Here is a 15,184-nt window from a genome sequence, read left to right as displayed (position 1 = left end):
TGCGCGAAGTGGAACACGTTCGTGTCGCCCGACACATCGGACTCGTGTCACATCGGATACGGATCACCCGCGGGGGCACACCCCCCGGCGCTCACCCGGCGGTGTCGACCGCCTCGCTCACGAGGCTTTCGATCTCGCCCTCCTGGACCCGCGAGACCAGCGCGTGCCCGTTGAGCGTGTGCACCCGCACCGCGAGGGCCACGCTCGAGATCAGCCAGACACCGTCGGCGACGACCAGGTCCGCCGGGCGCAGCGGCTCGTACCGGACCGTGAAATCCCGCTCGCCCGCCAGGTCGAACAGCGCCTGCTGCGTGGTTCCGGGGAGGATCCCCTGCTCCGGCGGCGGTGTGAGCAGCGTGCGGCCGCGCGCGACGAGCACCGTCGACCGCGGACCCTCGAGGACGTAGCCCTCGGCGCTGACGAAGATCACGTCGTCGGCGCCGACCGACTCGGCGTGCCGCAGTGCCGCCATGTTCGTCGCGTACGACAGCGTCTTGGCGCCGAGGAGCTGCCACGGCGCCTTCTGCGCCAGATCGGTCGAGTAACCCCGCTCGAGGGTCACCACGGACACGCCGTCGCGCCGCGCGATGCCGACGCGCTCGGCCACCGGCGTCACGAGCAGGAAGGCCGTCGGCGCGTCTGCGCCCTCACGACCACGCGTGTAGACCAAGCGCAGGACGCCTTCCTGCTCGGCGCCCCACTGCTCGAGAGCCACGTCGACGGCGAGCCGCCAGTCGTCGCGGTCGGGTTCGGGCAACTGTGCGGCGGCGGCGGACGCCGCGAGCCGGGCGAGATGCAGTTCGAGCGCACGCGCCCGGCCGCCTCGCACGAGCAACGTCTCGAACACCCCGTCGCCACGAAGAACACCGAAATCGTCGGCGTGCAGAAGGGGTGCGTCCGCATCCCTCACCTCGCCGTCCAGCGTCACCAGCACCCGCTCAGCCATGGCGCTCAGCCTAGCCACTGGCAGACCTGTCGGCCGGTTCCCCATAGACTGGTGTCGTGACCGAGTCTCCGATCGTGTCCGAAAGCGCCCTTCTCGCACTTCCCGGCGCAGTCGCCTCGCCTTCCGGCGGGCCCGATGCCGGACTCCCCTGGCATTACGGCGACCCGCTCGGCGAGCAACGCGCCGCCGCCACTTCGGCCGCCGTGGTCGACCGTTCCACCCGCTTCGTCATCGCCATCCCGGGCGACGAACGCCTGAGCTGGCTGCACACCATCTCCAGCCAGCACATCGCGTCGCTCCCGAACGGCACCTCCGCCGAGAACCTGAGCCTCGACGCGAACGGCCGCGTCGAACACCACTTCGTGCAAACCGATCTCGACGGCGTGACGTGGATCGACACCGAGGCCGACCGCGGCCCCGACCTGCTCGCCTTCCTGAAGAAGATGGTGTTCTGGGCGAAGGCCGAACCCCGCGACGGCAACGAATTCGGGGTCCTGAGCCTCCTCGGGCCGGACGCCGGCAGCCCCGCCGTGCTCGCCGCGCTCGGGATCGACGCGCTGCCGGCCGAGCCCTATGCCGCCGGCGCCCTGCCCGCCGGTGGCTTCGTCCGCCGCATGCCGTGGCCCACCGAGCACTCCTTCGACCTCCTGGTGCCCCGCGAGTCGCTCACCGCGATCTTCACCGCCCTTCGGGACGCCGGCGTGCGTCCGGCCGGCAGCTGGGCGTTCGAGGCCCTGCGCGTCGAAGCCGTCCGTCCCCGGATCGGAGTCGACACCGACGAGCGCACCATCCCCCACGAGGCCCGCTGGATCGGCGGACCCGAGCAGCACGGCGCCGTCCACCTCGACAAGGGCTGCTATCGCGGTCAGGAGACCGTCGCGCGGGTCCACAACCTCGGCAAACCCCCGCGACATCTCGTCCTGCTCCATCTCGACGGCTCGGCCGACGGACGACCCGAGACGGGCGACGACATCACCGCCGGAGGTCGCGCGGTCGGACGCATCGGCACGATCGTCGACCATCACGAACTCGGGCCGATCGCGCTCGCACTCGTCAAGCGCACCATCACGCCCGACACGGCCCTCGTCGCAGGACCGTGCGCGGCGTCCATCGACCCCGACTCCATCCCTCCCGACGACGGCATCCAGGCAGGAAGGGCGGCGGTCGATCGATTGCGCGGCCGGTGACCGCCGAGACGGCCGGCACGCGGCCGGCGACCTCGGGGACCGTCGCAGCGGTCTGCGTCGTGCACACGCTGCACGAGACCCGACTGCGGCGTAATCCCGTCACCGCGATCGACAAGCGTCCCGTCGACGGGCCGGTGCACGTCGGCGAGCTCGGCCTGACCGGCGACCGCCAGTGCGACACCGCCAACCACGGCGGCGTCCACAAGGCCGTCTACGCCTTCTCGCAGGACGAGTCGCGCCGCTGGGGCACCGAACTCGACCGGGAATTGCCCATCGGCTGGTTCGGCGAGAATCTCCACGTCGCCGGGTTCTCCCCTACCGACGCCGTCATCGGCGAGCGGTGGCGCGTCGGCGACGGCGGTCTGCTCCTCGAGGTGACCGGCCCCCGTACCCCTTGCCGCACCTTCGCGATCCGTTCGGAGGAGGACGACTGGGCCACCCGGTTCGTCGCTCGCGGCGATTGCGGCGCGTACCTGAAGGTGATCTCCGAGGGACCGGTGGCTGCCGGCGACCGCATCGTCGTCGAGCACGTCCCCTCCCACGGGGCCACGGTGCGCGATCTGTTCACCGGGCAGGGCCACGAGCGGGTCGCCGCGATGCTCGAGCAGCAGGCCGACATCGCTCCCAGCGTCGCCGACAAGGCCCGCCGCCTCGTCGGACGAACACAGGAGGGGCGGGCACGGAAGGGAGAGAGCCGTTGAGCGTCGAACTGGTCGAGGTGGTGCGCTCGGGCTTCCGGGAATGCGTCCACCGCGGGTCGCTGATCGTCCTGGACCCGGACGGCGAGGTCCTCGTCTCGCTGGGCGAGGTGCACACGCCGATCTATCCGCGGTCGTCGAACAAGCCGATGCAGGCGGTCGCGCTGCTGCGCGCCGGCTTCGTCCCCCGCGACTCCGCCGAACTCGCGATCGCCACGGCCTCGCACGAAGGTGAGACCGACCACGTGGAGGCCGTCGAGCGGGTCCTGTCCGGTGCCGGTTTCACCGAGAAGGACCTGCGCTGCCCGACGGATCTGCCCGGCAACGAACTCACCCGCGCCGAGGTGCTCGCCGCCGGACGCACGCCGCGGTCGATCTACATGAACTGCTCGGGCAAGCACGCGGCGATGCTCGCGGCGTGCGCGGCGAACGGCTGGGACACCGACGGCTACACCGACGCCGGCCACCCGCTGCAGCAGCTGGTGACCGAGACGATCCTCGAACTGACCGGCGACATCGAGGACACCGATCTCGGAATCGACGGCTGTGGTCTGCCGATCGTGCCCGTCCCCCTGTTCAATCTCGCCCGCGCCTACTCGCGGCTCGCGAAGGCGGAGGTCGGCACGCCCGAGCGCGCCGTCGCCGACGCGGTGCGCGAGCATCCGTTCCTGATCTCCGGCACCGGCAAGGACGACCTGAAGCTCATGCGCGCGGTGGGCGGTCTGCTGTGCAAGGCGGGCGCCGACGGGATCCACGCCGGCGCGCTGCCGGACGGCACATCCTTCGCCTTCAAGATCGACGACGGGCACGAGCGGGCACGCCTCCCGCTCACCGCGGCCCTGCTCCACCGCCTCGGAGCGGGTGCCGCCGCGAACGCCGCGACCTTCGATTCCGAACGGCTGGCGGTGCTCTCGTCGGCGCCGGTCTTCGGTGGTGGCGTGCGAGTCGGCACCGTCCGGGCCGTCCCGGGGGTGTTCTGAAGGGCATCTTTATCACATTTCAACAGCATTCATGCAGGTCGGGTCGTTATGAGGCGTAACGGACACCGGCCCAGCCGGGTGTGTGGAGGCGCAACCGAAGTTTCCACGCTAAAGTGGGCGTCAGGAAAATACTCAACACACCGGGGCCGCCACTTTTCCCCAGGCCGCCCCGTCAAAGCGCGAGGGGGTTGGCCATGGGCCGCGGCCGGGCTAAGGCAAAGCAGACCAAGGTTGCACGGCAACTCAAGTACAGCTCGCCGTCCACCGACTTCGAGAGCCTCCAGCGAGAGCTGTCTGGCGGAGCAACCAACTCGCAGCGGGACGAAGTCTTCGCCGAGCAACGTTCCGGTTGGGACGACGACTACGACGACGACTGGCGTCGCTGACCTGAAATCACTCTCCGACGGAGGGGGAGGCCGNCCCTCCGTCGGTGATGTGGTCGGCGTTCGACGCGAGGCCGGACGGCGCTCGTCACCGTCCGCAGCCTTCGAGCCTGTGACTTCCGAGTTCACAACACGGCAGTGAGCCGAAAGGCCGGTCCCCCAGTCTTCCTGGGGGAACCGGCCTTTCGTCGTGTTCGCGTCGGGCGACGCGCGCCCGTCAGAAGCGCGGGTGGTCTCCGAGCAGCACCGCGCGCTCGTCGGCGCCGTCCTGCGCCTTGCGGACCGTGCCGAGCGTCCAGCAGTCGATGTGCCGGGCGGTGAGCACCGCCAGAGCCCGGTCGACGTCCTCGGGGGCCACGATGGCCACCATGCCGACGCCCATGTTGAAGGTCTTCTCCATCTCGACCCGCTCGACCCGTCCGCGCTGCGCGATGAGGCCGAAGACCGGAGCCGGGCTCCAGGTGGTGCGGTCGAGCTCTGCGACGAGCCCCTTGGGCATCACGCGCGCGAGGTTCGCGGCGAGACCGCCACCGGTGACGTGGCAGAAGGTACGCACCTCGGTCTCGGCGGCGAGCGCGAGGCAGTCCTTGGCGTAGATGCGGGTGGGCTCGAGCAGCTCCTCGCCGAGGGTGCGACCGAACTCGTCGACGTGCGCCGTCAGGCTCATCTTGCCGATGTCGAGCAGCACCTTGCGGGCGAGCGAGTAGCCGTTCGAGTGCAGACCCGAGGCGCCCATCGCGATGACGACGTCGCCGGGGCGCACACGGTCGGGTCCGAGCAGCTTCTCGGCCTCGACGACACCCACGCCGGTCGCGGACAGGTCGTAGTCGTCGGCGGCCATGACGCCCGGGTGCTCGGCGGTCTCGCCACCGAGCAGCGCGCAACCGGCCTGGACGCAGCCCTCGGCGATGCCGGCGACGATCTCCGCGACCCGCTCGGGCACGACGCGGCCGACGGCGATGTAGTCCTGCAGGAAGAGCGGCTCGGCGCCGCAGACCACGAGGTCGTCGACGACCATGGCGACGAGGTCGAGACCGACCGTGTCGTGCTTGTCGAGTGCCTGCGCCACCGCGAGCTTGGTGCCGACACCGTCGGTGGACGCCGCGAGCAGCGGCTCCTTGTATCCGTCCTTGAGCGCGAACAGACCGGCGAACCCACCCAGGCCGCCCATGACCTCCGGGCGGGTGGCCCTCTTCGCGTGCGGGGCGAACAGTTCGACGGCTCGGTCACCGGCCTCGATGTCCACGCCCGCCGCGGCGTAGGAAGCTCCGGGGGTTGCGTCCTCGGTCATGAGTTGTCGGCTCCAGCCTCGAGTTGTGTCTTGTCGTGAAATATCTGGTTACATGCGGGCAGGCACACCTGCGTCCGGGCATGCGAAACGCACGCCGAACCGTGCCGACCGCGGCACTTACGGTACCCGACCAGCTTCTACGGCCGACTGAGAACGTCCGCGTTGTCGTTGTCCAACACGGTCGGGGTGGCCGAATCGGTGTCGACGACGCCGGCGAGGACGTCCTTGCCCGCCTGATGTTCGCTGGGGAGGGCGATCGGGTAGTGGCCGTCGAAACATGCAGCGCACAAACGGGATGCGGGCTGCTCGGTGGCGCCGATCATGCCGTCGATCGAGATGTAGCCGAGCGAGTCGGCACCGATCGACCGGCGCACCATCTCGACCATCTCGTCGTAGTCGTGCCCCTCCTCGACGGTGTCGCGGGTACCTGCACCGTTGGCGATCAGCTCGGCCGGCGACGCGAAGTCGATGCCGTAGAAGCAGGGCCACTTGACCGGCGGCGAGGCGATGCGCACGTGGATCTCGAGAGCACCGGCCTCGCGCAACATGCGGATCAGGGCGCGCTGGGTGTTGCCACGCACGATCGAGTCGTCGACGACGACGAGGCGCTTACCGCGGATCACCTCGCGCAGCGGGTTGAGCTTGAGCCGGATACCGAGCTGGCGGATGGTCTGGCTGGGCTGGATGAAGGTGCGGCCGACGTAGGCGTTCTTCATCAGGCCCTGGCCGTACGGGATCCCCGAGCCCTGCGCGTAACCGACGGCGGCCGGGGTGCCCGACTCGGGTACCGGGATGACCAGATCGCCGTCGATCGGGTGTTCCTTCGCGAGCCGGCGGCCGATCTCCACGCGGGTCGCGTGGACGGAGCGACCGGCGATGGTCGAGTCCGGGCGCGCGAGGTAGACGTACTCGAAGACGCAGCCCTTGGGTTCGGGGTTCGCGAAGCGCGACGAGCGCACACCGTCCGCGTCGATCGCGAGCAGTTCGCCGGGCTCGATGTCGCGGACGAAGGAGGCACCGACGATGTCGAGGGCGGCGGTCTCGCTGGCGACGACCCAGCCGCGGTCGAGGCGTCCGAGGCACAGCGGGCGGATACCCCAGGGGTCGCGGGCCGCGTAGAGGGTGTGCTCGTCCATGAAGGTCAGGCAGAACGCGCCGCGCAGCTGCGGGAGCAGCTTCATCGCGGCCTCTTCGATCGTGCTGTCCTTCGCGCCGTGAGCGAGCAGCGCACCGACGGTGTCGGAGTCGGAGTTCGCCGCACCGGGCCGTGTGGGATCGAGCACGCCGAGACGACGTCCGCGTTCGGCGAGTTCGGCGGTGTTGACGAGGTTGCCGTTGTGGCCGAGCGCGACGCCCGAGCCGGCGGCGGTGGTGCGGAAGATCGGCTGCGCGTTCTCCCAGGTCGTCGACCCGGTGGTGGAATAACGGCAGTGGCCGATGGCGATGTGGCCGGTCATCGCGGCGAGCGTCTGCTCGTCGAAGACCTGGCTGACGAGACCGAGATCCTTGAACACGAGCACCTGCGAACCGTCGGCCACGGCGATGCCCGCGGCTTCCTGTCCGCGGTGCTGCAGCGCATAGAGACCGTAATAAGTGAGCTTAGACACGTCCTCGCCCGGAGCCCACACTCCGAACACTCCGCACTCTTCGCGGGGTTCGTTTTCGGGTTCGGTAGAGGCGAGAAGATTACGTGTGTGGACCGACAGATCGGCACTGGTCACGGACGTGCTCCCTGAGGCTGGACAAGCGGGGCTCCCCCCATTCTACGGGCAGCGCGGGGTGCTCCCTCCCGGACGCCGGGTGTGAACCCCGGCAAACGTCAGAGTCGGGCGATCGGGAGCAGCCGTCCGATCTCCGCTGCGCGCCCACCCGACGCCTCCACCGCACCCGAGTCCACGGCCCCGGCGAAATCGATGCTGCCGACCACCAGACGCAGCCATGTCCGCGGATCGGTCTCGACGACGTTCGGCGGTGTCCCCCGCGTGTGACGCGGGCCTTCGATGCACTGGACGGCCACGAACGGCGGCACCCGAACCTCCACACTCGACCCCGGGGCTATCTGTTCGAGGGTGCGGGCACTGAGCCGCACAGCGGCGGCGAGATCGGAGCGCGGCGGTTTCTCGTCGCTCTCCCCCCTCATCCACGGACCCACCCGTTCGAGAGCTGCGCGCAGTTCGGCGGGGTCGACGGGTCTCCGGGGTGCCATGGCAGCACACCCTAGCGACGCGCGTCGCGCTCGGAAGTACGCAGCCTCGTCGCGATGCCCACCGCGACGGCCCCGCCGGCGTTGATCGCCAGGTGCAGGAGCATCGGCGCGACGACGCTGCCGGTCCGTCGTCGCAGTTCGTCGAACACCACCCCGCTCAGGGCGGTGAGCGCGACGGTTCCGGGCACCGAGTCCCCGGCGTGCCGGGCGGGGGCGACGTGCCAGAGCCCGAAGGCGACCGAGGTCAGCATGCGGTGCCACCTCCGTGACGCGCGGCGGGTCAGGGCGTACAGAACCGATCGGAACAGCAGCTCCTCGGCCAGGACCGTCCCGAAGGGGATGTGCACGAAGACCCACTCGGTGTGGTCGGCGCGTCGCGCTCCGGCGGCCATCCGCCGTCGTACGGGTGAGACGGCGAGCATCACCGTGTAGGCCGCGACGGGCAGGACCGCCGACGCGGTCCCCCACCGCAGGCCCTTCCCTGCCCCGCGCCAGCCGAGCTCGGTTGCGGAGACCCCGGCCGCGCGGGTCGCCGCGGCGAGCGCGACACCGAATCCGGCGTTCGCTGCGGCCCGGCCGCGCGGACCGAGATCCGTCGCCGGGAGGACGAGGTTGTTCCACGCGACCAGCGCGGCGGCACATCCCGCAGCGGTGCAGCTCACGGCGGTGCCGGTCACTGCAGCGACTCGCGATGTCACTTCTCGGGCCCGTCGTCCTCTGCGAACGCCTCGAGGGCGATGCGCACCCGCTCGGTGTCGTTCTCGGTCCAGCCCTCGGGCTGGGTGATCTCGATCCATCCCTCGAGCACCGCCGACCCGTAGTTGTGGCCGTGCCCGTCGGGCACGCCGGCGGCGTTGGTGAGATCGGCGGAGACCTGCCAGAAGGTGACGAAGGGGAACCACCGCATCTGCGGTAGCCGGTCGTGTCCGGGCGGCTCCGACAACCAGTCGGGGCGGGAGAACAACAGGTCCGGCGACCACCAGACGACGGGATCCGAGGCGTGCTGGATGTAGAGCACGCGCGGCGACAGCCACGGTGTGTCGGGCTCGTGGATCGCCTCCCGGCTGTCGGCGAAGCGCACGACGAGACCGTCCGCGTACACCGGTTGCACCTCGGTCGTGCCGGGATCGCGGCGCTCGACGAGCTGCCGCCACAGACGGTTGGAGTTGGGCGGACCCACCCACAACACCCCGTCCATCTGGGCGCGGATCTCGGCGAGGCTGTCGAAGGCACCCTCCCCCGACTGCGTGCCGAGGCTCTCGCCGTAGAGGAACAGATCGGGGCGGTCGTCCTCGGGCAGCTGCGACCAGCGTTCGTGTACCCGCTCGATCAGCATCTTGCCTGCGGCAGCGGCCTTCTCGCGGTCGGCGAGGAAGGAGATCCAGCTCGGGAGGTAGGAGTACTGCCAGGCCACCATCGCCAGGTCGCCGTTGTGGACGAGCTCCATCGCGCGGGCCGCGGTGGGATTGACCCAGCCGGTGCCGGTGGTGGGAATCAGGACGAGCGTCGAGCGGTCGAAGGCACCGGTCCGCTCGAGTTCCGCGAGGACGAGGTCGATGCGTTCTTCCGGGGTGGGTGCGGTGTCGAGACCGACGTACACGCGGATCGGTTCCGGTGCGGGACTGCCGTTGACGGCGGTCAGTTCCTCGGCGTCGAGTCCTCGCGAGACGAAGTTGCGACCCTCGAATCCGAGTGTCTCCCAGGCCGCGAGGGATTCGGGGCTGCCGGACTTCGCGGGGTCGACCGGTTGGATCGCCCCGGGACGAGTGGTGTCGTCCTGCAGGCCGAACGCCTGATTGACGATCGCGTAGGTGCCTCGGATGAGCACGCCGTCGATGAGCATGAAGGTGGCGAGCACGACGACGAGAACGCCCAGCGTGCGGGCGAGACCGAGCGGCATCCGGGTGCGGCGCATGAGCAGCATCGACACCCAGCGGACGATGTCGCGCAACCCGCGCCACAGAGCGATGAGGGCGGCAGCGACCGCGACGCTCAGCACGATGGTGCGCAGATATCCCGAGGTCGTGGTGCCCTCGACACCCATCAGGGCGGCGAGTTGGCGTTGCTCGCCGGCGGAGAGCACGAGCGCGACGAGCGACGCGAGAACGGCCGCGACCGGAACCGCGACCTTGATGGCACGCAGCACCGGCAGCGGCGGCGGCCACCATCGCCGCGCGGGGAGCAGGAAGCGGGCCACGGCCCAGCCGACGACGCATCCGACGCCGTACCCGATCGCGGCGTTGATGCCACCGATCAGGCCCTGGAAGAGCCAGTCGCGCGGGAGCAGCGACGGCGTCAGCGACCAGCAGAAGAACAGCGCGGCGAAGGCGACGCCCGTGAAGTCCAGGCCGAGCCACCCCCACACCCGTGCGGTGAGGGGGTGGCGCTCACCGAAGTCGGTGACCGCGGCGATGATCCGGCCCTGCCGGGCCTCGAACGCCGCCAGTCGATCGACCTGGGTGGCCGGCACGGTTACCCGAACAGGGCAGGCAGGGTCCCTTCCCACACCTCGCGCAGCTCGGTCATGGGGATCGAGAACAGGCCCTGGATCTCGACGGAGTCGGATCCCTCGTCGACGACGCCGATGCGCACCCACGGCATGTTGCGTGCGGTGCACATGCCCGTGAAGCGCGACTCCTCGGTGCGCGGCACGGCCACGAGCACGCGGCCGGCCGACTCGGAGAACAACGTCACGAACGGATCGGCGCCCTCGGGGAGCAGCACGCGGCAGCCGGTCTCGCCCGCGAGTGCGGCCTCGACGACGGCCTGCGCGAGACCACCCTCGGACAGGTCGTGTGCGGCGGAGATCAGGCCGTCGCGCGAACCGGCGGTGAGGATCTCCGACAGCAGCCGCTCACGGTCGAGATCGACCTTCGGCGGGACACCACCGAGGTGGTCGTGTTCGACCTGCGCCCAGATGGAGCCGTCGAACTCGTCGCGGGTCTCGCCGAGCAGGATCAGCGTCTCGCCCGGCTCGAGGCCGACGCCGGTGGGGATGCGACGGTGCACATCGTCGATCACACCGAGCACCGCGACGACCGGGGTCGGCAGGATCGCGGTGGCGCCGGTCTGGTTGTAGAAGCTGACGTTGCCACCGGTGACGGGGATGCCGAGCTTCGCGCAGCCGTCCGCGAGGCCGCGCACGGCCTGCTGGAACTGCCACATCACGCCGGGATCCTCGGGCGAACCGAAGTTCAGGCAGTTCGAGACGGCCTTCGGCGTCGAACCGGTGACGGCGACGTTGCGGTAGGCCTCGGCGAGGGCGAGCTGGGCGCCCGTGTACGGATCGAGCTGCGTGTAGCGGCCCGAAGCGTCGGTCGCGAGCGCGATGCCGCGGCCGGTCTCCTCGTCGATGCGGACCACACCGGCGTCGGCGTTCTCGGCGAGTACCGTGTTGCCGCGCACGTAGCGGTCGTACTGCTCGGTGATCCACTTGCGGCTGCACAGCGCCGGCGACGCGAGCATCTTCAGCAGCGTCTCGCGCAGCTCGTCGGCGGTCTCCGGACGCTTCAGGCCGGCGGTGGTGTTCGCGATCAGCTCGTCCTGCGAGGCCGGGCGCTCGACGGGGCGCTCGTAGACCGGGCCCTCGTGCGCGACCGTGCGCGGCGGCACGTCGACGACGGTCTCGCCGTGCCAGTCGATGACGAGGCGGTCGCCGTCGGTGACCTCACCGATGACGGTGGCCAGGACGTCCCACTTCTTGCAGACGTCCATGAAGGCGTCGACGTTGTCGGGCGTGACGACCGCGCACATGCGTTCCTGCGACTCCGAGGACAGCACCTCGGCCGGGGTCATGCCCTTCGCGCGCGTCGGGACACGCTCGAGGTTGATGTGCATGCCACCGTCGCCGGCGGCGGCGAGCTCGGAGGTCGCGCAGGACAGACCGGCACCGCCGAGGTCCTGGATGCCGACGACGAGCTTCTCGCGGTAGAGGTCGAGGCAGCACTCGATGAGCACCTTCTCGGTGAAGGGGTCGCCCACCTGCACGCTCGGGAGCTTCTTGGGGCGGCCGCCGGCGCTGTCGTCGAAGGTCTCGGAGGCGAGGACGGACACGCCGCCGATGCCGTCGAGGCCGGTGCGGGCGCCGAACAGGATGACCTTGTTGCCCGTGCCGGAAGCGTGGGCGAGGTGCAGGTCCTCCACGCGCATCGCACCCGCGCACAGCGCGTTCACGAGCGGGTTGCCCTGGTAGGAGGCGTCGAAGACGGTCTCGCCACCGACGTTGGGCAGGCCCAGGGAGTTGCCGTAGCCGCCGACACCGCGCACGACACCGTCGACGACGCGACGGGTGTCGGGGTGATCGGCGGCGCCGAAGCGGAGCTGGTCCATCACGGCGATCGGGCGGGCGCCCATGGCCATGATGTCGCGGACGATGCCGCCCACGCCGGTCGCGGCGCCCTGGTACGGCTCGATGTAGGACGGGTGGTTGTGCGACTCGACCTTGAAGGTGACGGCCCAGCCGTCGCCGATGTCGACGACGCCGGCGTTCTCACCGATGCCCGCGAGCATCGACTCACGCATCTCGTCGGTGGTGGTCTCGCCGAAATAGCGCAGGTGCACCTTCGACGACTTGTACGAGCAGTGCTCGGACCACATCACCGAGTACATGGCGAGTTCGGCGTCGGTGGGGCGACGGCCCAGGATCTCCTTGATCCGGGTGTACTCGTCTTCCTTCAGACCCAGCTCCCGATAGGGCTGAGCGGCGTCGGGGGTTTCGGCGGCGTGGGAGACGGTATCCACGTGCGGTGACACTGGGCGTCGGGTCCCTTCACTCTGGGATCGAAAACGGCAGGCCGGGCGGGAACTGCCGCGGATCAGTCTATCGCTGTGCAGGCGCGACGGGGTTCACCGGTGTGGGCACGAGCTCCGACGGTGTGACGGCCACCTCGGTGCCCAGCGCATCGAGGGTGACGGTGCCCGAGTGCTCCCCGTCGAATCGGTACCACCCGTCGACGAGCGTGAAGGTCGCGATCACCGGCGGTCCGCCGAGATCGACGATCCAGTACTGCGGGACGCCGGCCTCCGCGTATTCGGAGAACTTCGTGACCCGGTCGGTGCGGGCGGTGCCGTCGACGGTGACCTCCACGACCAGCTTCACCTCGGAGATCGGCGCCCGATCGGGGTCGGCGTCGACGAGGGAGCGTCCCACGACGATCACGTCGGGGCACCGCACCGTCAGCGGCTTCTCCGCGACCAGCACCTCGACGCCTCCGAGCGCGCACCATTCGTCGGGCAGCTTCTCGTCGAGGAGCAACGCCAGGGTCACCGCGGCATGATCGTGTGCCGCCCCCGGCACGGGCGCGGCGAGGAGCACGCCCTCGCACACCTCCACGTGGTGCCCGTCGGATTCGGGCAGGGCCGCCCACTCGTCGAGGGACAGCAGATGATCGGGGTAGGACGGGACGTCCACTGCATTCCCCCGTTCTCTCCGACCGGACACGACCGTCTTCAGTGTGTCACCGGCGGGTGCTTCGGGGCGGGCGAACGCGGTCACGATGCCGGGGTCAGGAAAGCGGTCAGGGCCTGCGCATAGCTCGCCACGTCGTCCGCGCCCATGAACTCGCGCGCCGAGTGCATGGCGAGCTGCGGGGCGCCGACGTCGACGGTCGTGATGCCGGTCCTCGACGCGGTGATCGGGCCGATCGTCGAGCCGCACGGCAGGTCGGCGCGGTGCACGTACCGCTGCAGCGGGACCCCCGCCTGCTCGCAGGCCAGCGCGAAGGCTCCGGCGCCGGTCGCGTCGCTCGCGTACCGCAGGTTCTGGTTCACCTTCAGGACCGGTCCGCCGTTCACCGCGATGCGGTGGGCGGGTTCGTGCCGCTCGGGGTAGTTGGGGTGCGTGGCGTGCGCCATGTCGCCGGACGCGACGATCGAGCCGGCGCGGGCGCGGAGGAACTCCTCGCGTCCGCCGCCCCGGAGCAGGACGATCCGTTCGAGGACGGTGTTGAGCAGTTCCGAGAAGGCGCCGCGGTCGGACATGCTGCCGACCTCCTCGTGGTCGAACAGGGCGAGGAGCGGCATCGGGCCACCGTGCGCTGCGACGTGTTCCGCGGCGGCGAGAAGGGCGTGCAGTCCGGCGTAGCAGGTGCCCTGGTTGTCGAGACGCGGTGCGCTGACCAGATCGCGGCCCGGCCCGACGACCGCGCTCGGTGCGAGGTCGTGGGTCATCAGTTCCCAGCCGAGCACCGCGCCCGGGTCGATTCCGTGCTGCTCGGCGACCCACGCGATGAACGAGCGCGGTTCGGTGCCGACTCCCCAGACGCCGTTGACGTGGCGCTGCGGGTCGAGCTGGACGCCCTTGCGGTCCTCGGACAGGTGGATGGCGAGCTGCGGGACGCGCAGGACCGGCGCGTCGACGCGGACGAGGACGTCCTCGGTCGTCTCCGCCGCGCGCACGGTGAAGCGGCCGGAGATGCCGAGGTCGCGGTCGAGCCACGAGTTGAGCCACGCACCGCCGTACGGTTCGAGTCCCACCATCCGCCAGCCCGCCGATGTGAGGTCGGGATGCTGCTTGACGCGCAGGTTGGGGCTGTCGGTGTGCCCGCCGACGATGCGGAAGGGTGCGGCCGGATCGTCGGCGACACCCTCGGTGCTCCATGCGATCAGCGACCCGCCGCGTACCAGGAAGAAGCGTCCCGGTTCGGAGGGCCAGGCCTGCTGCTCGTGCAGTTCGACGAAGCCCGCCTCGGTCAGCGCCGCGGCGACGGTGGCGCAGACGTGGAACGGCGACGGCGACAGGTCGACGAAATTACAGAGACCCCGAGCATCGGCACGCGTGGAAGACATGACTGCATCTTCGCATCACGGACAGCGGGAGCGCCGACCGAAAGCGCCGGCCCGCTCTCCTCGTACCGAGTGTCAGTGCCCCTCGGCGACGCAGAACAGGTTGCCCTCGGGGTCGGCGAGCGTCACCCAGCGGAAGTCGTCACCCATGTCCTCGCGGTGGACCTCCTTCGCGCCGGCCTGCACGAAGCGCTCGACCTCGGCGTCGAGGTCGGGGGCGGCGAGATCGAGGTGCACGCGGTTCTTCCCGGGTGTCGGATCGGACACCTTCTGGAAGCCGAGCCTGATGCCCTGTGGCAGGGCGACGATGAAGAACCAGCCGTCGTTCTCCTGCTCGATGCGGCCGCCCGTACGCTCGGCCCACCACGTCGCGATCGGAGCCGGATCGGTCGTGTCGAAGGTGATCATCGCGATGGTCGCTGTCATGGCGCGACGGTACCGCCGGGGACCGACACGCAATGCCCTTCGACGGACAGGCCCGATTTGGGTAGTCCTACTCAGGACAGGACGATTCGGCTCCGGCAGACTGATCCGCGATGTCGCGCATGGGGGATGACGACGACATCGCGCCCGGGACTTGATCGGGGGGTCGAGCTCCGGGTTGTAGGGACGAGGGATTCCGCAGCCGATCGGGACGGTGGCGGGGTCCCTCGTTCCGTCTCTCCTGTTCCGGGACTTCGGGTTCGGAGGATTCCTCGAGCCCGCCGGAA

The 15,184-nt window shown here is 70.2% G+C and carries 14 protein-coding genes; 4 read left to right on the top strand and 10 right to left on the bottom strand.

All coding sequences use genetic code 11. The features are described from left to right. Positions 1-91 precede the first annotated feature (91 nt). Complete coding sequence (locus tag ACLBYD_RS14885) at positions 92-946, bottom strand: aminodeoxychorismate lyase (RefSeq protein ID WP_447817057.1); 855 nt, start codon at positions 944-946, stop codon at positions 92-94. Between the two features lie 56 nt (positions 947-1,002). On the opposite strand from ACLBYD_RS14885, the gene ygfZ reads away from it, so the two are divergent. From ygfZ to ACLBYD_RS14865, 4 genes are all read left to right on the top strand, one after another. Continuing rightward, a complete protein-coding gene (gene ygfZ / locus ACLBYD_RS14880; RefSeq protein ID WP_447817056.1) occupies positions 1,003-2,133 on the top strand; it encodes a CAF17-like 4Fe-4S cluster assembly/insertion protein YgfZ in 1,131 nt (376 codons plus the stop codon). Beyond that, complete coding sequence (locus tag ACLBYD_RS14875) at positions 2,130-2,834, top strand: MOSC domain-containing protein (RefSeq protein WP_447817055.1); 705 nt, start codon at positions 2,130-2,132, stop codon at positions 2,832-2,834. The genes ygfZ and ACLBYD_RS14875 overlap by 4 nt, the downstream gene beginning before the upstream one ends. Beyond that, on the top strand, positions 2,831-3,811 hold the full coding sequence (locus ACLBYD_RS14870; RefSeq protein ID WP_447817054.1) for an asparaginase: 981 nt from the start codon (positions 2,831-2,833) through the stop codon (positions 3,809-3,811). The genes ACLBYD_RS14875 and ACLBYD_RS14870 overlap by 4 nt, the downstream gene beginning before the upstream one ends. 194 nt (positions 3,812-4,005) lie before the next feature. Next, complete coding sequence (locus ACLBYD_RS14865) at positions 4,006-4,197, top strand: DUF3073 domain-containing protein (protein WP_006551813.1); 192 nt, start codon at positions 4,006-4,008, stop codon at positions 4,195-4,197. A 214-nt stretch (positions 4,198-4,411) separates the two neighbouring features. Here ACLBYD_RS14865 and purM read toward each other — a convergent pair whose 3' ends face one another. The 9 genes from purM to ACLBYD_RS14820 form a co-directional block, all read right to left on the bottom strand. After that, the gene (purM, locus tag ACLBYD_RS14860) at positions 4,412-5,485 is read right to left on the bottom strand and encodes a phosphoribosylformylglycinamidine cyclo-ligase (RefSeq protein WP_060651890.1); all 1,074 of its coding nucleotides are present in this window, start codon (positions 5,483-5,485) and stop codon (positions 4,412-4,414) included. A gap of 137 nt (positions 5,486-5,622) precedes the next feature. Beyond that, on the bottom strand, positions 5,623-7,206 hold the full coding sequence (purF, locus tag ACLBYD_RS14855; RefSeq protein ID WP_006551815.1) for an amidophosphoribosyltransferase: 1,584 nt from the start codon (positions 7,204-7,206) through the stop codon (positions 5,623-5,625). Between the two features lie 98 nt (positions 7,207-7,304). Next, positions 7,305-7,691: a sterol carrier family protein gene (locus ACLBYD_RS14850; RefSeq protein WP_447817053.1), complete on the bottom strand. Its 387-nt coding sequence runs from the start codon at positions 7,689-7,691 to the stop codon at positions 7,305-7,307. A gap of 11 nt (positions 7,692-7,702) precedes the next feature. Then, entirely contained in the window at positions 7,703-8,389 is a 687-nt protein-coding gene (locus tag ACLBYD_RS14845; protein ID WP_447817052.1) for a CPBP family intramembrane glutamic endopeptidase, read from the bottom strand. Next, positions 8,386-10,161 carry an alpha/beta hydrolase gene (locus ACLBYD_RS14840; protein WP_447817051.1) on the bottom strand — a complete coding sequence of 592 codons (1,776 nt, stop codon included), beginning with the start codon at positions 10,159-10,161 and terminating at the stop codon, positions 8,386-8,388. Before ACLBYD_RS14840 ends, ACLBYD_RS14845 begins: the two co-directional genes overlap by 4 nt. Before the next feature lie 2 nt (positions 10,162-10,163). After that, positions 10,164-12,443: a phosphoribosylformylglycinamidine synthase subunit PurL gene (purL, locus tag ACLBYD_RS14835; RefSeq protein WP_024103009.1), complete on the bottom strand. Its 2,280-nt coding sequence runs from the start codon at positions 12,441-12,443 to the stop codon at positions 10,164-10,166. A 67-nt stretch (positions 12,444-12,510) separates the two neighbouring features. Further along, positions 12,511-13,185: a Uma2 family endonuclease gene (locus tag ACLBYD_RS14830; RefSeq protein ID WP_447817050.1), complete on the bottom strand. Its 675-nt coding sequence runs from the start codon at positions 13,183-13,185 to the stop codon at positions 12,511-12,513. After that, on the bottom strand, positions 13,182-14,477 hold the full coding sequence (locus tag ACLBYD_RS14825) for a M18 family aminopeptidase (RefSeq protein ID WP_447817049.1): 1,296 nt from the start codon (positions 14,475-14,477) through the stop codon (positions 13,182-13,184). The genes ACLBYD_RS14830 and ACLBYD_RS14825 overlap by 4 nt, the downstream gene beginning before the upstream one ends. A 72-nt stretch (positions 14,478-14,549) precedes the next feature. After that, positions 14,550-14,900, bottom strand: a complete 351-nt coding sequence (locus ACLBYD_RS14820) for a VOC family protein (protein WP_447817048.1) — start codon at positions 14,898-14,900, stop codon at positions 14,550-14,552. Between the last annotated feature and the right edge of the window lie 284 nt (positions 14,901-15,184).

The organism is Rhodococcus sp. C26F (genome assembly GCF_053345925.1).
This window is presented reverse-complemented; position numbering and strand designations above follow the sequence as displayed.

Coding starts and splice junctions, on each gene's coding strand:
- ACLBYD_RS14825 (WP_447817049.1), bottom strand. CDS start 14,477: ATGTCTTCCACGCGTGCCGATGCTCGGGGTCTCTGTAATTTCGTCGAC.
- purM (WP_060651890.1), bottom strand. CDS start 5,485: ATGACCGAGGACGCAACCCCCGGAGCTTCCTACGCCGCGGCGGGCGTG.
- ACLBYD_RS14885 (WP_447817057.1), bottom strand. CDS start 946: ATGGCTGAGCGGGTGCTGGTGACGCTGGACGGCGAGGTGAGGGATGCG.
- ACLBYD_RS14865 (WP_006551813.1), top strand. CDS start 4,006: ATGGGCCGCGGCCGGGCTAAGGCAAAGCAGACCAAGGTTGCACGGCAA.
- ACLBYD_RS14850 (WP_447817053.1), bottom strand. CDS start 7,691: ATGGCACCCCGGAGACCCGTCGACCCCGCCGAACTGCGCGCAGCTCTC.
- ACLBYD_RS14820 (WP_447817048.1), bottom strand. CDS start 14,900: ATGACAGCGACCATCGCGATGATCACCTTCGACACGACCGATCCGGCT.